This window comes from Mycobacterium shinjukuense, assembly GCF_010730055.1.
Classification (GTDB): Bacteria; Actinomycetota; Actinomycetes; order Mycobacteriales; family Mycobacteriaceae; genus Mycobacterium; species Mycobacterium shinjukuense.
Genome location: NZ_AP022575.1, coordinates 1,808,705 through 1,830,648 on the forward strand (window position 1 = coordinate 1,808,705; position 21,944 = coordinate 1,830,648).

15 protein-coding genes and 1 pseudogene are annotated in these 21,944 nt (G+C 67.0%); 6 read left to right on the forward strand and 10 right to left on the reverse strand.

From position 1 onward, the window contains the following. Nucleotides 1-67: 67 nt before the first annotated feature. Genes G6N20_RS08045 through treZ form a run of 4 tightly spaced genes read left to right on the forward strand, consistent with a single transcriptional unit; the run spans nucleotide 68 to nucleotide 8,461 of the window. Nucleotides 68-2,218, forward strand: coding sequence for an acyltransferase family protein (locus G6N20_RS08045; RefSeq protein ID WP_083046018.1), 2,151 nt, complete (start codon nucleotides 68-70; stop codon nucleotides 2,216-2,218). Nucleotides 2,219-2,241: 23 nt separating this feature from the next. Further along, nucleotides 2,242-4,434, forward strand: a complete 2,193-nt coding sequence (gene glgX, locus G6N20_RS08050; RefSeq protein WP_083046017.1) for a glycogen debranching protein GlgX — start codon at nucleotides 2,242-2,244, stop codon at nucleotides 4,432-4,434. Between the two features lie 3 nt (nucleotides 4,435-4,437). Beyond that, nucleotides 4,438-6,735, forward strand: a complete 2,298-nt coding sequence (treY, locus tag G6N20_RS08055) for a malto-oligosyltrehalose synthase (protein ID WP_083046016.1) — start codon at nucleotides 4,438-4,440, stop codon at nucleotides 6,733-6,735. Then, nucleotides 6,728-8,461, forward strand: coding sequence for a malto-oligosyltrehalose trehalohydrolase (gene treZ, locus G6N20_RS08060; RefSeq protein WP_083046015.1), 1,734 nt, complete (start codon nucleotides 6,728-6,730; stop codon nucleotides 8,459-8,461). The genes treY and treZ overlap by 8 nt, the downstream gene beginning before the upstream one ends. 71 nt (nucleotides 8,462-8,532) lie before the next feature. Here treZ and G6N20_RS08065 read toward each other — a convergent pair whose 3' ends face one another. Further along, the gene (locus tag G6N20_RS08065; RefSeq protein WP_083046101.1) at nucleotides 8,533-9,858 is read right to left on the reverse strand and encodes an aminotransferase class I/II-fold pyridoxal phosphate-dependent enzyme; all 1,326 of its coding nucleotides are present in this window, start codon (nucleotides 9,856-9,858) and stop codon (nucleotides 8,533-8,535) included. 39 nt (nucleotides 9,859-9,897) lie between these two features. Here G6N20_RS08065 and G6N20_RS08070 point away from each other — a divergent pair, with 39 nt between their 5' ends. Then, complete coding sequence (locus G6N20_RS08070; protein WP_083046014.1) at nucleotides 9,898-10,554, forward strand: pyridoxamine 5'-phosphate oxidase family protein; 657 nt, start codon at nucleotides 9,898-9,900, stop codon at nucleotides 10,552-10,554. Here G6N20_RS08070 and ilvA read toward each other — a convergent pair. From ilvA to fadD11, 9 genes and pseudogenes are all read right to left on the reverse strand, one after another. After that, the gene (gene ilvA, locus G6N20_RS08075; RefSeq protein ID WP_083046013.1) at nucleotides 10,542-11,822 is read right to left on the reverse strand and encodes a threonine ammonia-lyase; all 1,281 of its coding nucleotides are present in this window, start codon (nucleotides 11,820-11,822) and stop codon (nucleotides 10,542-10,544) included. The genes G6N20_RS08070 and ilvA overlap by 13 nt on opposite strands. A gap of 33 nt (nucleotides 11,823-11,855) precedes the next feature. Next, nucleotides 11,856-11,987, reverse strand: a pseudogene (locus G6N20_RS08080) (nitroreductase/quinone reductase family protein); the annotation flags it as partial. Nucleotides 11,988-12,010: 23 nt separating this feature from the next. Then, complete coding sequence (gene frdD / locus G6N20_RS08085) at nucleotides 12,011-12,376, reverse strand: fumarate reductase subunit FrdD (RefSeq protein ID WP_083046011.1); 366 nt, start codon at nucleotides 12,374-12,376, stop codon at nucleotides 12,011-12,013. After that, a complete protein-coding gene (locus tag G6N20_RS08090) occupies nucleotides 12,373-12,756 on the reverse strand; it encodes a fumarate reductase subunit C (RefSeq protein WP_083046010.1) in 384 nt (127 codons plus the stop codon). The genes frdD and G6N20_RS08090 overlap by 4 nt, the downstream gene beginning before the upstream one ends. Further along, nucleotides 12,753-13,496, reverse strand: a complete 744-nt coding sequence (sdhB, locus tag G6N20_RS08095) for a succinate dehydrogenase iron-sulfur subunit (protein ID WP_083046009.1) — start codon at nucleotides 13,494-13,496, stop codon at nucleotides 12,753-12,755. Before sdhB ends, G6N20_RS08090 begins: the two co-directional genes overlap by 4 nt. Nucleotides 13,497-13,498: 2 nt before the next feature. Continuing rightward, a complete protein-coding gene (frdA, locus tag G6N20_RS08100) occupies nucleotides 13,499-15,247 on the reverse strand; it encodes a fumarate reductase (quinol) flavoprotein subunit (RefSeq protein WP_083046008.1) in 1,749 nt (582 codons plus the stop codon). Nucleotides 15,248-15,256: 9 nt separating this feature from the next. After that, entirely contained in the window at nucleotides 15,257-15,490 is a 234-nt protein-coding gene (locus G6N20_RS08105) for a hypothetical protein (protein ID WP_083046007.1), read from the reverse strand. 85 nt (nucleotides 15,491-15,575) lie between these two features. Beyond that, entirely contained in the window at nucleotides 15,576-17,450 is a 1,875-nt protein-coding gene (locus tag G6N20_RS08110; RefSeq protein WP_083046100.1) for a lysophospholipid acyltransferase, read from the reverse strand. Nucleotides 17,451-17,463: 13 nt separating this feature from the next. Continuing rightward, on the reverse strand, nucleotides 17,464-19,287 hold the full coding sequence (gene fadD11 / locus G6N20_RS08115) for a fatty acid--CoA ligase FadD11 (protein WP_083046006.1): 1,824 nt from the start codon (nucleotides 19,285-19,287) through the stop codon (nucleotides 17,464-17,466). 577 nt (nucleotides 19,288-19,864) lie between these two features. Between fadD11 and G6N20_RS08120 the strand changes: the two genes are divergently transcribed. Next, nucleotides 19,865-21,904, forward strand: coding sequence for a PPE family protein (locus G6N20_RS08120; protein ID WP_142271832.1), 2,040 nt, complete (start codon nucleotides 19,865-19,867; stop codon nucleotides 21,902-21,904). Nucleotides 21,905-21,944: the final 40 nt, after the last annotated feature.

Here is a 21,944-nt window from a genome sequence, read left to right on the forward strand (position 1 = left end):
CGCCACGTGCTCCCCCGCTGCTCAGCGAGGGAGCACGTGGCGGGTTTCGGTAAATTAGCGGTCGATCATGCAGAGCCTGTCACCGCCTCCCCCACCGATCGGCACCGCGACACCGGTCGCGATGGGAACCCGTGCGACAGGTTTCTATCGACACGATCTCGACGGCTTGCGCGGAATCGCCATCGCACTGGTCGCCATGTTCCACGTCTGGTTCGGCCGGGTCTCCGGCGGAGTGGACGTATTCTTGGCGCTGTCCGGATTCTTCCTCGGCGGCAAGATGCTTCGCACCGCGCTCCGCGCCGACATGTCGTTGTCACCGGTCACCGAGGTGGTCCGGTTGATCCGGCGCCTGTTTCCCGCGCTGGTCGTGGTCCTGGCCGGGTGTGCGCTGCTGACCGTGCTGGTGCAGCCGCAGACGCGGTGGGAGACGTTCGCCGATCAGAGTCTGGCCAGTCTCGGTTACTACCAAAACTGGGAGCTGGCCAACACCGCGTCGAACTACCTGCGCGCCGGCGAAGCCGTCAGCCCGTTGCAGCACATCTGGTCCATGTCGGTGCAGGGCCAGTTCGCCCTCGCCTTCCTGCTGCTGGTCACCGCCTGTGCCTATCTGTTGAAGCGCCCGCTCGGCGACCACCTGCGGACCTTCTTCGTGGTGCTGCTGAGCGCGCTGACGGTGGCATCGTTGTGCTACGCGGTCGTGGCTCATCGGGCCGACCAGCCGGCCGCCTACTACAACAGCTTCGCGAGGGCGTGGGAGTTGCTGCTGGGCGCCCTGGTCGGCGCGCTGGTGCCGCACATCCGCTGGCCCGGGTGGCTACGCACCCTCGTCGCCACCGTTGCGCTGGCGGCGATCCTGTCGTGCGGTGCCCTGATCGATGGTGTCAAGGAGTTCCCGGGCCCCTGGGCGCTGGTGCCGGTCGGGGCCACCGTGCTGCTGATCCTGGCCGGGGCCAACCTGGGCGGCAGCGATCGGCTGCCGCTGCCGAATCGACTGCTGGGCCTCGGCCCGCTGGTGACGCTGGGCGCCATGGCGTACTCGCTGTACCTGTGGCACTGGCCGCTGCTCATCTTCTGGCTCTGCTTTACCGGGCACCGGCACGCCAACCTGATCGAGGGCACGGCGATCCTGCTGGCATCGGGGCTGCTGGCCTACCTGACCATGCGGCATGTCGAGGATCCGCTGCGGTATCGGACGCCCAGCGCGGCATCCCGCGCGCCGGCCGCGGCGATCCCGTGGCGATTACGGCTGCAACGCCCCACCGTCGCGCTGGGGTCGGTGGTGGTGCTGCTGGGCATCACGCTGACCGCCACCTCGTTCACCTGGCGGGAGCACGTCATCGTGCTGCGCGCCGCGGGCAAGGAGCTGAGCGGACTCAGCGCCCAGGACTATCCCGGTGCACGTGCCCTGACCGCGCATGTGCGGGTGCCGAAGCTGCGGATGCGGCCCACCGTGTTGGAAGTCAAGGACGACCTGCCGGCGTCGACCAAGGACGGCTGCATCAGCGACTTCGTCAACCCGGCCGTGGTGAACTGCACCTACGGCGACGAGGACGCCCCGCGGACGATCGCACTCGCCGGCGGATCACACGCCGAACACTGGCTGACCGCGCTGGACCTGCTCGGTCGGCTGCACCACTTCAAGGTGGTGACCTACCTCAAGATGGGTTGCCCACTGTCCACCGAGCAGGTCCCATTGATCATGGGCAACAACGCCCCGTACCCGCAGTGCCGTGAATGGGTGGAAGCGACCATGGCCAAGCTGGTCACCGACCGTCCCGACTACGTGTTCACCACATCGACTCGCCCGTGGAACATCAAACCTGGCGACGTGATGCCCGCGACATACATCGGAATCTGGCAGGCGTTGTCCGACAACAACATTCCCATCCTCGCCGTCCGGGATACGCCGTGGCTGGTCAAGGACGGACAACCGTTCAACCCCGCCGATTGTCTGGCCAAGGGCGGCAACGCAGCCTCGTGCGGGGTCAAGCGGTCCGACGTGCTGTCCGATCACAACACGACCGTAGACTTCGTCGCGCAGTTCCCACTGCTCAAGCCGCTCGATATGTCCGACGCGATATGCCGCCCGGACGACTGTCGCGCGGTCGAGGGAAACGTGCTGATCTACCGCGACGCTCATCATCTGACCCCCACCTACATGCGGACCATGGCCCCCGAGCTGGGCCGGCAGATCGCGGCGAACACCGGCTGGTGGTGACGACGGGCGGATAAGGTCAAGTGATGACTTGGACCGAGCGAGGGAGCGAGCACGCTGCCGACCCCGCCGATACCGCGCCCTCGCTGGCGACGGTCTGGCCCGGCACGGCGTATCCACTCGGGGCCACGTATGACGGTGCCGGTACCAACTTTTCGCTGTTTTCCGAAGTCGCCGAAAAGGTCGAGCTGTGTTTGATCGACAACGCGGGCACCGAAACCCGGATCGATCTCGACGAAGTCGACGGATACATCTGGCATTGCTACCTGCCGACCGTCTCGCCGGGGCAGCATTACGGGTTTCGGGTGCACGGGCCGTTCGACCCCGCCGCCGGTCATCGCTGCGATCCCAGCAAGCTATTGCTTGACCCCTACGGAAAGTCGTTCGACGGCGATTTCACGTTCGGACAGGCCCTGTTCTCCTATGACCTGGCGGTCGCGGCCGAGGACCCATCGCAGACCGGCACTCCCCCGATGGTGGACTCGTTGGGCCACACCATGACCAGCGTGGTGATCAACCCGTTCTTCGACTGGGCATCCGACCGTGCGCCGGGCACGCCGTATCACGAGACGATCATCTACGAGGCCCACGTCAAGGGCATGACGCGGACGCATCCTGGTATCCCGCACGAATTGCGCGGTACCTACGCGGGACTGGCCCATCCGGCGATCATCGATCACCTGAAGTCACTGAACGTCACCGCCATCGAACTGATGCCGGTGCACCAGTTCCTACATGACCATCGGCTGCTCGAACTGGGGTTGCGAAACTACTGGGGTTACAACACATTCGGCTTCTTCGCCCCGCATCACCAGTACGCTTCGACCCGGCAACCCGGCGGCGCCGTTCAAGAGTTCAAGGCCATGGTCCGCACGTTCCACGAGGCCGGCATCGAGGTCATTCTCGACGTGGTTTACAACCACACCGCCGAGGGCGACCACCTCGGTCCAACCATCAACTTCCGCGGCATTGACAACGCCGCCTACTATCGGCTTGTCGACGAAAATTTGTGCTACTACAAGGATTTCACCGGTACTGGCAACAGTCTCAACGTCCGTCATCCGCACACCTTACAGCTGATCATGGACTCGCTGCGCTACTGGATACTCGAGATGCACGTTGACGGCTTTCGCTTCGACCTGGCGGCCACCCTGGCCCGCGAGTTCTACGACGTCGACCGACTGTCGGCGTTCTTTGACATCGTGCAACAGGATCCGGTGGTCAGCCAGGTCAAGCTGATCGCCGAGCCGTGGGACGTCGGCGAAGGTGGCTATCAGGTCGGCAACTTCCCGGGCTTGTGGACCGAATGGAACGGGAAATACCGCGATACGGTGCGCGACTACTGGCGGGGTGAACCCGCGACCTTGGGCGAATTCGCCTCCCGGCTTACCGGCTCCTCAGACCTCTATGAGGCCACCGGCCGCCGCCCCAGCGCCAGCATCAACTTCGTCACCTGCCACGACGGGTTCACCCTCAACGACCTGGTGTCCTACAACGAAAAACACAACGAGGCCAACGGCGAGGGCAATAACGACGGCGAGAACCACAATCGGTCTTGGAACTGCGGCGTGGAGGGTCCCACCGATGACCCGGACATCGTGGCGCTGCGCCTTCGCCAGATGCGTAACATCATGGCCACCCTCATGGTCAGCCAGGGCACCCCGATGCTCCTGCACGGCGACGAGATCGGGCGCACCCAACGGGGCAACAACAATGCCTATTGCCAAGATTCCGAGCTATCTTGGATGGACTGGTCCTTGGTGGAGAAGAATGCGGATCTGCTGACCTTCACCCGCACGGTGACGACCTTGCGTAAAAAACATCCGGTGTTTCGCCGCCGCCGTTTCCTCAAGGGCCAACCCATCCGCAGCGGTGCCGAAGTCCGCGACATCGCCTGGCTGACGCCGGCCGGCCAGGAGATGACCGCCCAGGACTGGGACAACGACTTCGGCAAGAGCATCGCGGTGTTCCTCAACGGCCAGGCCCTGCCCGAGCCCGATCGCCGCGGCGAACGGGTAATCGACGACTCGTTCCTGTTGTGTTTCAATGCCCACGACCATGAGGTCAACTTCGTCATGCCCCATGGCGACTATGCCCACGAGTGGACCCTGGAACTAGACACCACCAGTCCTACCGGCGCCGCACAGCGAGTCGTCCAGGACGGCGAGCAGATCTCGTTACCGGCACGCTCCGTGCTCATACTGCGCAAGACATTGTGACACATGACTGTTCCGGTATCATCCACCTACCGGTTACAGCTGTGCGGCCCGTCGAGCGGTTCCGGATTCACCTTCGCCGATGCCGAGAACCTGCTGGACTACCTCGACGATCTCGGGGTGTCGCATCTGTACCTCTCACCCATTCTGACCGCGGCCCAAGGGTCGTCGCATGGATACGACGTCACCGACCCAACGACGGTGTCCTCCGAGCTCGGCGGTCCGGACGGATTGGCGCGGCTGTCCGCGGCCGCGCGGGCCCGCGGCATGGGACTGGTCGTCGATATCGTGCCCAACCATGTCGGGGTCGGCCGGCCCGAAGAGAACGCCTGGTGGTGGGACGTCCTGCAATACGGCCGGAATTCTGAGTATGCGACGTACTTCGATATCGACTGGGACCTTGACGGCGGCCGAATCGTCCTGCCCCTGCTGGATTCCGACGACGATGTCGCCGACCTGACCGTCGACGGCAATGTGCTGCGGCTGGGTGATCTGGTGCTGCCAATCGCCCCGGGCACCGGGGAGGGCACCGGCGCGCAAGTGCACGATCGCCAGCACTACCGGTTGGTGGGCTGGCGGCGCGGCCCATGCGGGTATCGCCGCTTCTTCGCGATCTCCACGCTGGCCGGCCTGCGCCAGGAAGATCGCGCGGTGTTCGACGCCAGCCACGCCGAAATCGCCCGCTGGTTCCGCGAGGGGCTGGTCGACGGCGTGCGCGTCGACCACCCCGACGGCTTAGCCGACCCCTGCGGGTATTTGGCCTGGCTGCGTGACCTGCTGGGTCCGACTGCCTGGATCGTGATCGAAAAAATCTTGGCCGTCGACGAGGCGCTGGAGCCGACGCTGCCGGTGGCCGGCACCACTGGCTACGACGTGCTGCGGGAAATCGGCGGTGTCTTCATCGATCCCAGTGGCGAGTCGACGCTGACCGAGCTGGCCGAATCCGCCGGTGCGGCCTATCATCTCCTGCCGGCCATGCGGGCCGACCTCAAGATCCGGGCCGCCATCGGCACCCTGGGCAGCGAGCTGCGCAGGCTGCGACGTGCCCTGGCGGCGACTGCCGGCGCCGACCACCCGCTAGTGCCCACCGCGGTGGCCGCGCTCCTCAGCCACGTCGGGGTCTATCGTTGCGACTACCCCGGCCTGGCTGCGATCCTGCCCGAGGCGATGGCGAAAACCCAAGCGGCATTGCCGCATTTGGGTTCCGGCCTGCAGATCATTGCCACCGCGTTGGCCCGCGGCGGGCAAGCGGCCGTGCGGCTGCAGCAGTTGTGCGGCGCGGTGACCGCCAAGGCCGTCGAGGATTGCCTGTGCTACCGCGATGCCAGGCTGGTGTCACTCAACGAGGTGGGCGGGGATGCGCGCCGATTGGGTGTCGGCGCAGCCGAGTTCCACCACCGGGCGGCCATCCGGGCCCGGTCGTGGCCGCACACCATGACGACGCTGTCCACCCACGACACCAAACGCGGTGAGGACGTGCGCGCCCGCATCGGGGTGCTGTCACAGGTGCCCTCGCTGTGGGCCGAGTTCATCGCCCGTGCCCACACCATTGCCCCGCCGCCCGATGTCGCAACCGCACAGTTTTTGTGGCAGAACATCTTCGGGGTATGGCCGGTGAGCGGCCAGGTCGATGGCCAGCTGCGCGACCGGCTGCACGCCTACACCGAGAAGGCGATGCGGGAAGCGGCCTGGCACACCTCGTGGAACGACCCCAACAGCTCGTTCGAGGACGCGGTGCACCGCTGGCTCGATGCCGTGCTGGATGGACCGCTGGCGACAGAGTTGACCGCTCTGGTCGTCCGGCTCAACCCGCATGCCGAAAGCGACGCGCTGGGCCAAAAGCTGTTGGCGCTGACCGTTCCCGGCATACCCGATGTCTACCAGGGCACCGAGCTGTGGGACGACAGCCTGGTCGACCCGGACAACCGCCGCCCGGTCGACTACGCCGCCCGCCGGGCCGCGCTGAAAGCATTGCGGCATCCCAAAATTCGGGTAGTTTCCGCCGCACTCCGGTTGCGGCGCACCCATCCGGAGTGCTTCGGCGGTGGCGACTACGTTCCGCTGCTGGCCAGTGGCCCGGCGGCCGACCACATCGTGGCGTTCCGCCGCGGTGAGCACGTCCTGGTGGCCACGACCCGCTGGACGGTGCGGCTGGAGCACACCGGCTGGGGCCGTACCACGTTGGCATTGCCCGACGGCTCGTGGACCGACACGTTCACCGGATGCGTCGCCAGCGGTCCCACACCGGCCGTCGAGCTCTTCGCGGATCTGCCCGTGGTGCTCTTGGAGCGCGATCGTGGCTGAATTCCGGGTGTGGGCGCCCAAACCCGAGCTGGTACGCCTCGACGTGGACGGTGTGGTGCATGCGATGCGGCGCTGCGACGACGGCTGGTGGCACGCGGCGGTGCCCGCGCCGCCGAATGCCCGCTACGGATACCTGCTCGACGACGACCCCACCGTGCTCCCGGACCCACGGTCGGCCCGCCAACCCGATGGCGTCCATGCACGTTCGCAGCTGTGGCAGCCGCCCGGGCCGTCCGGGGCCGCCGGGACCGACGCCGGCTGGGCCGGTCGGTCCGTTACCGGTGCGGTGATCTACGAGCTGCACGTCGGCACCTTCACCGCGGCGGGCACGTTCGATTCGGCCATCGAAAAGCTGGATTACCTGGTCGATCTCGGGATCGACTTCGTCGAGCTGATGCCGGTCAACTCCTTTGCCGGCACTCACGGTTGGGGCTACGACGGCGTGCTGTGGTACAGCGTGCACGAACCCTACGGTGGCCCCGACGGTTTGGTCAGGTTTGTCGACGCGTGCCACCGACGCGGTTTGGGTGTGCTGATCGACGCGGTGTTCAACCACTTCGGTCCATCGGGCAACTACCTGCCGCGGTTCGGGCCGTACCTGTCTTCGGCGAGCAACCCGTGGGGCGAAGGCATCAACATCGCCGGCGCCGACTCCGATGAGGTGCGACGCTATATCATCGGGTGCGCGTTGCGCTGGATGCGCGATTTCCACGCCGACGGTCTGCGGCTGGACGCGGTGCACGCGCTGGTGGACACCACCGCCGTTCACATTCTCGAGGAGCTGGCCGCCGAAACCCGATGGCTGTCGCGCCAGTTGGGCCGTCCGTTGTCGCTCGTCACCGAAAGCGATCTCAACGATCCCAGGCTGATCACCCCGCGCGATCGCGGCGGCTACGGGATCACCGCACAGTGGGACGACGATATCCATCACGCCATCCACACCGCGGTATCCGGCGAACGCCAGGGCTATTATGCGGACTTCGGGTCACTGGCTACGCTGGCGCACACGTTGCGCCACGGCTTCTTTCACGCCGGCACCTACTCGTCGTTTCGGCGGCGGCACCACGGGCGCCGATTGGACACATCGCGGATTCCGGCCACCCGGCTGGTTGCTTACACCTGCACCCATGACCAGGTGGGCAATCGCGCGCTCGGGGACCGCCCGTCGCGGCAACTAACGCCCGGCCAGTTGGCGATCAAAGCCGTACTGGTGCTCGGATCGCCCTACACTGCAATGCTTTTCATGGGCGAAGAATGGGGTGCGTCGAGCCCGTTCCAGTTCTTCAGCTCGCATCCCGAGCCCGAGCTGGCGCGCGCCACCGCGGAAGGTCGCAAGGCGGAGTTCGCCGAGCACGGCTGGGCCGCCGACCAGATCCCCGACCCGCAGCACCCGCAGACATTTGCGCGCTCCAAGCTGGACTGGGACGAGGCCGGTGCCGGCGACCATGCCCGGCTGCACGGGCTGTATCGCGATCTGATTGCGCTGCGGCACAGCGAAGCCGATCTGGCCGACCCCTGGCTGGACCACCTCGTTGTCGACTACGACGAAGTCCGGCATTGGATAGTGATACGCCGGGGCCGGTTGGTGATTGCCTGCAATCTCGACGACAAGCCGACTCGCGTTCCGGTCACCGGCGAGCTGGTGCTGGCCTGGGATCCGCCGCAGATCGGCGACCGGGCCACCACGCTACCCGGGCATTCGTTTGCCATCCTGCGCTCCCCATAGCGCGCGAGCAGACGCAAAAGACCCCAAAACCGCTTGTTTTGGGGTCTTTTGCGTCTGCACGCGCAGCGTACTTACACGCTGCGGCGGCCGATGCCGCGCACCGCCTCGGCGACCGCGTCGGCCAGCGGGTCGATCTCATCGGGCGCCAGGTCCGCGATGGTGACCCGGATTCCCGGCGGGGTGCCGATCCGGAACCGGGTGCCCGGCGCCGCGGCCCAGCCGGCTCCGAGCAGGCGGGTGATGGCCACCGCCTCGTCGGGAACCGGGATCCAGACGTTGAGCCCGGATCGACCGTGGGCACCAACGCCGCGCTCGGCCAACGCCGCGCACAACCGCGCACGGATGCCGGCATAGCGCCGTTCGGCCTCGCCGATCAGTCGCGTGGCGTGCTCGTCCGACCACAGCCATACGGCGAGGTCCTGCAGCAGGTGGCTGACCCAGCCGGGGCCCAGACGCAGCCGTCCGTGCACCCGCTCGACGGTGCGCCGATCCCCGGCCAGCACGGCCAGCCGCAGGTCCGGGCCATAGGCCTTGGACGCCGACCGGACGAAGGCCCACCGCCGTGTCGAGCCGGCCAACGGGTGCAGTGGCGCGCCGGCGATGCCGGCGCAGTGGTCGTCTTCGACGACCAGCACGTCATCGGACCGGCCGGCCAGCAGGCTGCGCAGTGCGCCGCACCGATCCGCGGACAAGGCGGCCCCGGTCGGGTTTTGTGCTCGGCTAGTGACGATCACCGCCCGCACTCCGCGGCGCAGCGCGCGGGCCATGTCCAGCAGCAGTGGCCCGTCGTCGTCGACCCGCACCGGTTCGGCCGAAAGCCCCAGCGCCGCAAGCAGATCGAGTAGATTCGCCCAACCCGGATCTTCGACAGCAACACGGTCGCCGGGTCGCAGATGTGCGGTGAGCACCCGCTCGATGCCGTCCAGCGCGCCGCTAGTCACCGCGAGATGGGCGGCCGGGACGGTGTCTGCGGTCAAGGCGGCGCGGGTGTGCTCGACCAGCTCGGATGACATCGCCGGCTCGCCATACATCACCGGCGGCCGCGACTGCGCCGGCCGGTGCGCCTGGGCGATGGGCAGCAGCGCAGGGTCAGGGCTTCCGGTCGACAGGTCACGCACGCCCGTGGGAACGTCAAGCCCGCGCAGCGAGCGGGGCGTGGTCGCGGGCCGGGCTCGCACCCGGGTCCCACGCCGTCCCGCGGTTTCGACGGCCCCGCGATCACGCAACAGCCGGTAGGCCGCGGCCACGGTATTGACATTGACGCCCAGTTGCGCGGCGACTTCCCGGATCGGCGGCAGGGTGGCCCCGGGTGCCAGCGCGCCCCGAGAGATGGCCTCTTCGACGCTCGCTGCGATCGACTGCGCGCCCGTGCCCCGTATCTTGTATTGTACTGGCACATCAATCATTATGTACTAGTACAAACTAAAGGCAAGCCGATGAAGGCCGCATACCAACCGACGTCACGGACCACCCCCACCCGTTACCGGGACCGCGCGCACTACGACCGCCGGACCGTCCATTGCATCCTCGACGAGGCCCTGATCTGCCATCTCGGCTATGTCCGGGGCGGCAGGCCAGTGGTGTTGCCGACGACGCACGCCCGTCTCGGCGAAACCCTGTACTTGCACGGCTCCACCGGCAGCGGTCCCATGCTCGCCGCCCGGCTGTCTGGCCTGCCGGTGTGCGTCACCGCCACCCTCGTCGACGGGCTGGTGCTGGCGCGGGCGGCGATGCATCATTCGCTGAACTACCGGTCGGTCGTCGTGGTGGGCACCGCGCGCATGGTCGACGACCCGGGGGAGAAACGACGGGCCCTGCACGCCCTGCTCGACCACATCCGGTCGGGACGCGCCGCCGACTGCCGGGCCCCGAACGCGCGGGAGCTCGCGGCCACGGCGGTGCTGGCGGTCGAGCTGGTCGAGGTCTCGGCCAAGGTGCGCGACGGCGGCGTCGTCGACGACCCGCAAGACAGCGCGCTGCCGCACTGGGCCGGCGTGGTGCCGTTGGCCCTGACGCCCGGCACGCCGCAACCGGCCGGTGATCTCGACCCCGCTACCCCGCTGCCGTCATACCTCGCCCGCTACAACAGGTAGCGGTAGGCCGGCGAGCCGGGCTCGAGGGCTTCGATGTGCAGCTCGGTTTCCCGCATCCGGGCCAGCAGCCCATCCAGATCCGCAGCCGATCCCAGCTCGATACCCACCAACGCCTCACCGGTTTCCCGGTTGTTGCGCTTGACGTACTCGAACAGGGTGATGTCGTCGGTGGGGCCGAGCACCTCGTCGAGGAACCGCCGCAAGGCGCCCGGCTCCTGCGGGAAGTCCACCAGGAAGTAATGCTTGAGGCCCAGGTGGACCAGCGAGCGCTCCAACACCTCCCCGTAGCGGGACACGTCGTTGTTGCCGCCCGAGATCAAGCAGACCACGGTGGACCCGGGTTCGACACCCGCCTCCAACAGGCCGGCGACCGAGAGCGCGCCCGCCGGTTCGGCGATGATGCCCTCGTTCTGATACAGGTCAAGCATCGCGGTACAGACCGCCCCCTCGTCGACGGTGGTGATCGACACCATGTCACCGGCGGCGGCCAGCGCGGCATAGGTCAGCGTGCCCGCCCGGCTCACCGCGGCGCCGTCGACAAACTGGTCGACATGATCGAGGGTCACCGGCCCGCCGGCGGCCAGTGCCGCCATCATCGCGGCGGCGCCGGCCGGCTCGATGCCCAGCACCGCCGTGTTGGTGGTGCGCTCGACCAGGTAGGTGGTGACCCCGGCGATGCAGCCGCCACCGCCCACCGGCACCACCACCAGGTCGGGCTCCTCCTCGAGCTGGGCCAGCAACTCAACGGCGATGGTCCCCTGACCGGCGATGGTGCGCACGTCGTCGTACGGCGGCACCAGCGTGGCCCCGGTGCGTTCAACGTCGTCGAGCGCGGCCGCGGCGGCCAGGTCGTAGGTCGATCCGCCCACGATCAGCTCGATGAACTCCCCGCCGTGGTAGCGGATCCGGTCGCGTTTTTGCTTGGGCGTCTTGGCGGGCACATAAACCCGGCCGTGCACGCCCAGCGACCGGCACGCATAGGCGAAGCCCTGCGCATGGTTACCGGCCGAGGAGCACACCACCCCGGCGGCCAGCTCTTCGTCGGACAGCTGCACCAGCAGGTTGTAGGCCCCGCGCAGCTTGTACGAGCGCACGACCTGCAGGTCTTCCCGTTTCAGATAGACGGTGGCACCGGTGATCGTCGACAACCGCTCGCACAGCTGCAACGGCGTGGGTGTGACCACCGGAGCGATCCGCTTCGCCGCGCCGTCGATGTCGACCGCGGACAGCGGCGACCTGCTGGGGCTCTGGCTCAGTTCGGCGGACACCGGTCAATGGTGCCATGCCAGCCCTCAGGCAATTCAGCTCACCGGGGTCAAGATGAACACCGGAATCTGGCGCTCGGTCTTGCTCTGGGAGTCGGCGTAGTCCGGCCAGACCGCCGGGGCCCGCTGCCACCAGATGGCCTTCTCCTCACCGAACACCTCGCGGGCACCGCAGCCGTCCCGCTGCGGCATCACGCGGTGAGCACCAACCAGCCAGCCGCCGCCGATGCCGCTATGGCCGTGCCATAACAACACGGGGCGATCACGCGGTCGAAGCGGCCCACGTGCAGCCCGTGCTCGAGCACGAACCGGAATCGATGCGCCGCGTGGACCAGGGCCAACACGGTAAGGCCCAGCAGGGCCAGCTTGGTCAGCGGATTGCGCACGATGGCCAGCAGGTGCGGGTAATCCGGCGCATCCAGCCACCCCAGCGGAAAGACCAATCCGAACAACAGCAGTAGCACCGGCAGCACCAGCGCGGCCGCCATGCCCCCGGCGCTGAACAGCAGCCACAGGAAGGGCTCCACTGACCTTCGACGGGGCGCCGGACCGCTCATGACATCACCAACCAGGCAGCCACCGCCGAGACGACCAGCCATGCCGCGTAGTGCCCGGCAAGGACCGTGCGAGCGGAGACGCGGCGGCGACGAACGTGGACCACCATCGCCCGCGGCGCCAAACCGAACCAGGTGACCGCGTGCAGCAGCAGGAAGACCAACGCGACGACGTTGAGCGCAACCACGACCGGATGAGCGCTGCGGTCCAGAAATCGAAGGTAGGCATCCTGTCCGCTACCAACCGCGTGCACCAGCAACACCAGATACCCCACGAACCAGGCCACGAAGACGCAGCTGAGCTCGCGAAGCATGAACCGCAAATACGACCGCCGCTTCGCCCACCAAAACCGGTCGACCGGCTGACGATAGGCGGCCGTCATCGCAGGCCCCTGGGGAACAGCAACCTCTTCACCGACTGGGTCGCCGCGGTCAGCTTGTAGCGCTGGATCGCGCCGGCCGGATCCACCCCCTTCGGGCACGCCGTTGAGCATTCGCCCACCAGGGTGCAGGCCCACGCGCCGTCGGCCGCGGCCAGCACGTCGCCGCGGCGGGCCGCACCCTCATCGCGCGAATCCAGGTTGTAGCGCTGACCCAAAGCGATCGCCGCCGGCCCGAGGAAGTCCGGGTCGAGCGCGTACACCGGGCACGCCGAGTAGCACAGCATGCAGTTGATGCACATGCTGAACTGTTTGAATTCGTCCAATTCGGTTGGGCTCTGCAGGTATTCGCCGTCGTCGACGGACAGCTCGGTGTCCCGGATGAGCCAGGGCTGGACACGCGGCAGCTTGGCGATGAAGTCGCTGATGTCGACGACCAGATCGCGGATCACCGGGAAGTTGCGCAACGGCTCGACGCGCACCGGCCCTGGCAGGTAGTCGGCCAGAAACGTCGCGCAGGACAGTTTGGGGTCACCGTTGATCGTCATCCCGCAGCTGCCGCAGATGCCCATCCGGCACGACCATCGGAAGGTCAGCGTTCCGTCGAGGTGATCCTTGATGTAGTTCAGCCCGTCCAGGATCGCCCATTCGCCGCCGAAGGGGACTTCGTAGGCCTGCAGGGCGGGCTCGGACTCGAGCTCCGGTCGATACCTGAAGACCTCCATGATGATCTGGTCGGCCATCGCTATCTCCCGTAGACGCGTTCGCCGGGAGGCCAGCGCGTGATCGTGACCGGAAGGTAGTCGACCCGCGCCGTCCCGTCAGGTTCGCGATACACCAAAGTGTGCGCCAGGAAATGCTCGTCGTCGCGGTGCGGAAAGTCGGTCCGCTGGTGCGCGCCACGGGATTCTTCGCGACGCGCAGCGGATTCGATGATCGTCTGCGCGATGTCGAGCATCCCGGACAGCTCCAGCAGCGCCGTCAGCTCGGTATTGAAGGTGCGGCTGTGATCGTCGATGCCGACCGTGGTGAAGCGTTCCCGCAGCACGCTGATCTGTTCGCTCGCCTTGGTCAGGGTGGGTCCGTCGCGATAGATGCCGGCGGCGGCCTCCAGCGTGGCCCGCATGTCCGCGCGGATGTCGGCGATCCGGTCGCTGCCCTCGGTGTGACGAGCGAGTTCGCGTTCCAGCCGGGCGGCCTCGGCACGGGCCTGGGCGCGCACGGCCGATGATGCGGCGTGGGCCTTCGACGCGCATGCCGCGTACTCGGCCGCCGCGCGGCCGGCTCGGGCACCGAACACCAGGCACTCGGGCAGCGAGTTCGACCCCAGCCGGTTGGCGCCGTTGATGCTGACGCATGCGGTTTCACCAGCCGCGTATAAGCCGGGAAGCGGTGTGGCGCAATCGATGTCGGTGTGAACGCCGCCCATCATGTAGTGCACCACGGGTTGCACGGGGATCAGGTCGGTGACCGGGTCGATGTGCTGGTAGTCGCGACAGAGCTCCCGCACGAAGGGCAGCTTCGCGTCGATCAGGTCGACGCCGAGGTGGCGCAGGTCGAGGTAGACGACCGGTCCGTACTCGGTCTCGACGGTCCGTCCCTTGTCGTGCTCGCGCACGAAGGCCTGCGATACCCGGTCGCGGGGTCCGAGTTCCATGCTGCGCAGCTTCGGCTCCGGCGTGGGTGTGCCCAGGTCGTAGTCCTGCAGGTAGCGGTAGCCGTCCTTGTTCAGCAACCAGCCACCCTCCGCGCGTGCGGCCTCGGTGATCAAGATGCCGGTGAACGGCAGCCCGGTCGGATGGTATTGCACGAACTCCATGTCCTTCAGCGGCGCGCCGGCCCGAAACGCAAGGGCCATCCCGTCGCCGGTCGTGGTGTTTGCGTTGGTGGTGAAGGGAAACACCCGCCCGCATCCGCCCGTGCACACGATCACCGCGTCGGCCAGGATCGTCTCGACGCGCCCGGTCGCCAGCTCGATGGCGACCAGACCGCATGCCCTGCCGTCGTCGACCAGCAACGACGTCGCAAACCACTCGTCATAGCGCACGATGTCCGGGTAGGCGAGAACTCGTTGGAACAACGTGTGCAGCAGGTGAAATCCGGTCTTGTCGGCGGCGAACCAGGTGCGTTGCTTCTTCATTCCGCCGAACGCGCGAACGGCGATGTGCCCGTCCGGTTTACGGCTCCACGGGCAGCCCCAATGCTCGAGCTGCAACAGCTCCCGCGGCGCCTCGGCCACGAAGGCCTCGACCGCGTCCTGGTCGCACAGCCAGTCGCCGCCGGACACGGTGTCGTAGGCGTGTTCCTCGAGGCTGTCGTCGTCGCCCGCCACCGCCGCCGCACCCCCCTCGGCCGAGACGGTGTGGCTGCGCATCGGGTACACCTTGGAGACGATCGCCACGTCCAGGCGCGGATTCGTTTCGGCCACCGCGATGGCGGCGCGCAGACCCGCGCCCCCGCCGCCGATCACCACGACGTCATGGGTGGCGGTCATCGCGGTGGCTCAGGCCTCGTGATCGCCGCTGTGCTCGTCCCGCAACACCTTGCCGTCGTGTCGAATCGTGCGTACCCGCATGGATCCGTCGTGGTAGAAATGCCGGATTTCGCGGCAACCGCAGGAGAACGTCAAGTCGTCGTAGTCGAGGCCTTCGTCGTCGCGTTCGACGTGGTGGTCGCCGTCAGCCAGGTGCCCGCAGGGTGCCTTTTGCTTCGCGAAGTGCGTGGTGGTCGCGACCATTGCGCCGCCTCCTCAGGTGGTAGGCAAGTGACCTCGATCACATTCAGGGTATGCCCGCCGAGACGGTGCGTCCACCGCTGCCGGCTCACCGCGTCCTGGCCAGTTCCGCGAGCACGTTGACCCGCCGGGCCGCCGTCGCGATCTCGTCGGCAAACTCCCGCCGGCGTTTGGCAATCCGCGAGGCGTCCGAGCCGTCGACCAGCTCACGATGCCGAGCCAGCCGCAACGCCGTCTTGAACAGCTCCATCGACCTAGACTCGGCACTGGCGATGCGGCGCTGCAGCTCCCACTGCTTACCCACCTCGAGACATTCGGTGAGAAAGGCGCCCTCGTCGAACGACTCGTCCTCGTGGGCGGCCAGCCGGTCGGCGACGATGTGGTACGCGTCCAGGAATGGTCGCAACACCAGATGCGCCAACAGCACGTCGGCTGACCGGAGCAACCTCCGCACCTCGGCCGCCGCGACCGACTTGGTGGGGTCTGCCACCGGCCCGATCAGCCGGACCTCGTCGGCGAGGTCCTTTTCGAACTGCGCACGCGCGGAGAACAAGAACTCGAACTTCAACAGTTCGCGAAGCCGCAGCGCCTCGTCACGCACGGTCGCCGGGGACACCGAGCCGCTGCCGGACGACTCGGCCACCTCCGATGCCGCCAGCAACGCCAGCTCGGCGATGGCGCGATCAACCAGGATGTGGATCGCGGTGTTGCGGTAGAACGCCGCGACCAGATGCTGGTCGTCGCCGATACCCCACACCGCCTCGGTGCCTGCGTCGTAGACGGTGACCACACCGGAGGCCACCAGCTGGTGCAGCGTCCAGCGGATCGTCGAGCGGTTCGTGAGGTCGGCCGCACCGGCCACCACCCAGTTGCGGGCCGCGATGTAGCTTGCCAACGGTCGCACCGTGGCCAGCACCTCGCTGATGGACAACGACCGGTCGGCGCCCAGCAGCGCCAGACTGACCACCGCGGTCGGGGTGACCGGGGTGGCGCGGTTGATCCGATGTTCCACATCCAGCGCGATGCGTTCGATCTCGGTGCCGGCGCCCGAGGGGTCGGCGCGTAATTCCTCGAGGCGTTTACGCAGCGGCAGCGGTTCGCCGAAGTCGAGGTAGGCGCGGCCCAGCCGCTCACCCTGCTGCCGGGCCAGCCGGACCATGAACCGGAAGTCTTCGGGCCGCTTCACCGCGCCGTAGGCCTCGGTGGTCATGGCCTCCACCTCGTGCAGCTGGTCGTAGACGATGGAGGTGGGCACCAAATACACCTCGGGACCGTCGATTTCGTCGACGGCGTCGGTGATGTAGCGCAGAATCCCAAAAACCGGCGGCCGTAGCTTGCCGGTCCGGGTCCGCCCACCTTCGATCGACCAGGTCAGGTTGGCGTGGTTTTGCACCAGCTGCGCGGTGTAGGCGCGCAGCACGAACCGGTAGACCGGGATATCCCTGGTCTGCCGACGGATGAAGATCGTCCCGGTGCGCTTGGCCAAGCCGCCCATCGGGAAGAAGTTCATGTTCGACCCGCCGAAGGTGAGCGCCGGCGAGAGCCGGTTCGCCTGGATCGCCTCCGGCAGCAGCAGCCCGTCCAGGTAGGACCGGTGCGAGAAGGCGAACGCCAGCGTGGCCTTGCGGTCCAGCTTGCGCAGCGACGCGATCTGGTCCTCGTCGACCAGCACGTCGTAGGCCCGCATCAGCCAGCGACTGAAGCCGCGCCACGCCCGCACCGCCCGCTCATCCAGCGAGGCCGCCATCTCGCGCAAGTAGCCCGCGGCCTCGGCGCGCACGCTGACCGGGTCACGCCCGAGTTCGTCGGCCAGCGCGCGCAGCCGCCCCTCATACCAGGCGGCCGCCATCAACTGGGCCACCTCGGGCGGATCGGTGGCCAGCGGCGTGGTCGACTCGTCGAGGATGCCGGTGCGCTGCAACATCTTTCGCACCCTGATCCGGCCGAGTTCGCGGGCGGTCATGGCCGCGTTCGCGTCACGCCGGTTGGGTCGCCGGCGCGGCGGCCGGCTCGTGGACGTCAGGCCCGGGCTCGGGGGCATAGAGCTCCTCGATCTCGGCGGCGTACTTGGCGACGATCGGCCGGCGCTTGAGCTTCATCGTCAGTGTGATCTCATCGCCGCCGGGCTCCCACAGGGTGGGCAGTATCCGGAACCGCTTGATCTGCTCCACCCGCGACAGTTTCTGGTTGCCCTCGGCCACCCCGGCGGCAATCCGAGCGATCACCTCCGGGTCGGCGGCCAACGCCGCGGGCGAAGCGTCCAGGCCGTGCTGGGCCGCGTACGGGCCGACCGAGTCGGCGTCGAAAACCAGCAGCGCGGTGTTGTACGGGCGCCCGTCACCAATGGCGATCATCACACCGATCATGGGACAGGCCGCCAGGATGGTGTTCTCAATGTTGGCCGGCGACATGTTCTTTCCGGCCGCGTTGATGATCAACTCCTTCTTGCGGTCCACCACCCGCAGATAGCCGTCCGCGTCGGCGTCGAAGATGTCGCCGGTGTGCAGCCAGCCGTCGGCGTCGATCGCCTCGGCGGTCTTGGCCGGTTCCTTGCGGTAGCCCTTCATCACCAGCGGACCGCGGACCAGGTACTCACCGTCTTCGGCGATCTTGCCCTCCAGCCCGGGAAGCAGCTTGCCCACGCTGCCCAGCCGCGCGTCGCGGGGATGGCTGGCGGTGGCCACACAGCTCAGCTCGGACATTCCCCAGATCTCGGCGATCGGGATGCCGATCCCGGCGAAGAACGCCAGCGTCTCCTTGGGGATCGGCGCCGCTCCCGACAGCGCCCACCGCAGCTCTGCGAAGCCCAGCTTCTCGCGCAGCTTGGACAGCACAAGCTCGTCGGCTTTGGCCCATTCGGCGGCCACCTGATCCGGCATCGGTTGCCCCGCCAGCAGGGCGTCGGCGCGTTTGGCGGCCACCGACATCGCCCACGCCAACGCCTGCCGCTTCATCTCGTCGGTTTCGTGGGCGACGGTGAATTCGATTCCGGCCTTGAGCTTTTCCCAGACTCGGGGCACCGCGCCCCACACGGTGGGCCGCACGTCGGGCAACGCCGCCACGATCGCACGCGCATCGGCCACCGCGGTGACCTGGGTACCGAACATCTCCTGCAGGTACAGCCCGGTCATCCGGTCGGCGATGTGCGCCGTCGGCAGAAAGGACGTCACCCGATCGCCGAACTCGAGTCCGAGCACCTCGTCGATGGCGTATCCCTCGAACAGCAGGTTGGTGTGGGTCATCTCGACACCCTTGGGGTTGCCCGTGGTGCCGGACGTGTAGATGAGGGTGATCACGTCGTCGGGCCGCACCGCGCGCCAGGTCGACTCGAAGTCGAAGTCCTCGGAGGCGGCCGCGTGCAGCTCATCCACGGACAGCGTCCCCTCGGGCGCGCCGTCGATGCAGACGATGTGCTCGATGGCCGCTCCGCTGGCGCGAATGCGGTCGACATATTGCTGCTCGCAGATCACCAGCTTGGTCCCGGCGTTCTCGAACACGTAGGTCAGCTGCTCGGCGGGCAGCGTGTTGTACACCGAAAACGACGTGGCCCCAAGGTGCTGGGCCCCCACCTCGAGCGGGTAGAACTCGACCCGGTTGGCCATCATCAGCGAAACGGTGTCGCCTCGCTTGACCCCCAAACCCGCCATACCGGCCGCCGCACGCCGCACCTGCTCGGCGTACTCGCGCCACGTCAACGTCTGGGCCCCGCCGGGAGTCCGCAGAGCGACGGCGTCCGGATCGATCGCCGCGGTGCGCTGGAAGGCCTCGCACATGGTGGCCGCGCGCTCGGTCGTGGTCATTACCGTTCTCCTTCACACCGGATCAGCTGTGCCCACATCACATCGGTGAGCGTACGTCCGCGATCATGAGGCGCGAAATACCCCTGGGGCATCGGAGTCAGGTGTGGACGTCGGCGAGATGTCCTGACCGGAGCGAATCTCGTCGTTGACCCGTTGGGCGCCGGAGGCACGGCGCTGGTCCACCGGCCCCGCGGTAACGCCGGCGCCACAGGCATGCAGCCGCGGGTCAGCCGCGGCGCCATCTGGAATCGATTGCCAGATTGAATTCCGTTGGTTACCAGGGTATCTGGATAACTACGGGGATCGACGCCGAAATCACGGCGGCGGCCGATTTCCCGCCGCCGTGCCGATACCGGTCCTTGTGGCACTCATGCCAAATCCGTTCGCGGCCAAGCGAACTCACTGACCAACCACTGGACGCCCGACGAAGGCACAGTCGCCGGCCACTTTGCACACGTTACATGGATTTAACCTGCAGCGGTCCGAAACGGTCGCCTGTTACGTAGGCTTCGCTGCGGTTGGGCCCAGAGCGCGTCCTGCGGCCCGGTGAGCACGGCCCGCTGACGGGATGGTTGTGATGAATTTTTCGGTGTTGCCGCCGGAGGTCAATTCGGGGCTGATGTTCGCTGGTGCGGGGTCGGGGCCGATGCTGCGAGCGGCGTTGGCTTGGGATGGGCTGGCCGGCGACCTGGGTGCGGCGGCGTCCTCGTTTTCGGCGGTGACCTCACAGCTGGCCGGCGAGGCCTGGCAGGGTCCCGCGTCGGCCGCGATGACGGGCGTGGCGGGCTCCTACGCCGGGTGGCTGAGCACAGCGGCGGCCCAGGCCGAGCAGGCGGCGGGCCAGGCCCGGGCGGTGGCATCCGCGTTTGAGGCGGCGTTGGCCGCGACGGTGCATCCGGCCGCGGTGACGGCCAACCGGAGTCAGTTGGTGTCGCTGGTGACGGCGAACCTGCTGGGGCAAAACGCCCCGGCAATCGCCGCCGTCGAGGCCGCATACGACCAGATGTGGGCCCAGGACGTGGTGGCCATGCTGGGCTACCACGGCGAGGTGTCGGCGGCCGCCTCGGCGTTGACGCCGTTCGCGCCGCCGGTGGCCAGCGGTGCGGCGTCGAGCACCCCGCCCGCGCTCGCCGCGGCGTTTCCGCCGCTCGACTTGAGCAACATCACCATCGGCGGCTACCACCTCGGCAGCGGCAACCTGGGCATCGCCAACCTGGGCACCTTCAACCTGGGTAGCGCCAACATCGGCAACGCCAACGTCGGCCACGCCAACATCGGCGATCTCAACCTGGGCAGCGGCAACATCGGCAGCTTCAACCTGGGCGGCGGCAACACCGGGAACTTCAACCCCGGCAGCGGAAACACCGGCGCGCTGAACTTGGGTATCGGCAACCTCGGCAGCAATAACCTCGGCGGCGGCAACGTCGGCAGCAATAACCTGGGTAGCGGGAATACCGGCGACAGCAACTTTGGCAGCGGAAATATCGGCAACCTGAACCTGGGCGGCGGCAACACCGGCAATTCAAACGTCGGGTTTGGGAATACCGGCCATGGCAACTTCGGTAACGGCAACACCGGCGATGCGAACATCGGCAGCGGGAACCTTGGTAGCGCAAACTTCGGCTTCGGCAACACTGGCAATAACAACATCGGGTTCGGGAATACCGGCAACAATAACATCGGCTTCGGCCTCACCGGCGATAATCAGATTGGTGTCGGCGCCCTCAATTCGGGCGTCGGGAACATTGGCTTCGGTAACTCGGGCAACGGTAACGTCGGTTTCTTCAACTCGGGCAACGACAACATCGGTATGGGGAACTCCGGCAATGGGGTCGGAGCCTTGAGCGTGGAGTTCGGCAGTTCAGCCGACCGCAGCTCGGGCTTTGGCAACTCAGGCCGGCTGAGCACCGGTATTGGCAACTCTGGCGAGATCAGCACAGGTTGGTTCAACTCGGCCGCCACCAGCACGGGGTGGTTCAACTCGGGCACCACCAACACGGGGTGGTTCAACTCGGGCACCACCAACACGGGAATTGGAAACTCCGGCGGAGACTTGGTCAGCGGCAGCTTCGGCGCGTTCAACTCGGGTCACACAAACACCGGCAGCTTTAATGCGGGTAACTCCAACACCGGTGACTTCAACTCGGGCAACGTGAACACCGGCTATTTCAACTCGGGCAACATCAACACCGGCTTCGTCAATTCTGGCAATCTCAACACCGGATTATTCAACTCGGTCAACCAACCCGTGGCGAACTCAGGTTGGAACCACGCGGGCACCAATAACTCGGGCTACGCAAACGCCGGCACCTTCAACTCGGGCTCCGATAACAACGCCCGCGACGAGCACGCTGCATTCGTCACTGGTAATTCGGGCCTGGCTAACGTCGGCAACTTCAACGCGGGTATCATCAACGTCGGCGACTATATCTCTGGTTTTAGAAATTCGGTGCCCACGATCACCGGCACCGGCGCCAACTCGGGCTTCGTCAACGTGGGAACGTCAGTCTCGGGCTTCTTCAACTTCGGCCATTTCATGTCGGGCTTCGCCAACTTCGACGACGAGGCCTCGGGGTACCTCAACGGAGACAGTCAAGTGTCGGGTTGGATTCACTAACGGCGGTTCCCGGTGTGGTAATTGGGTTAAGGTTCTGCGC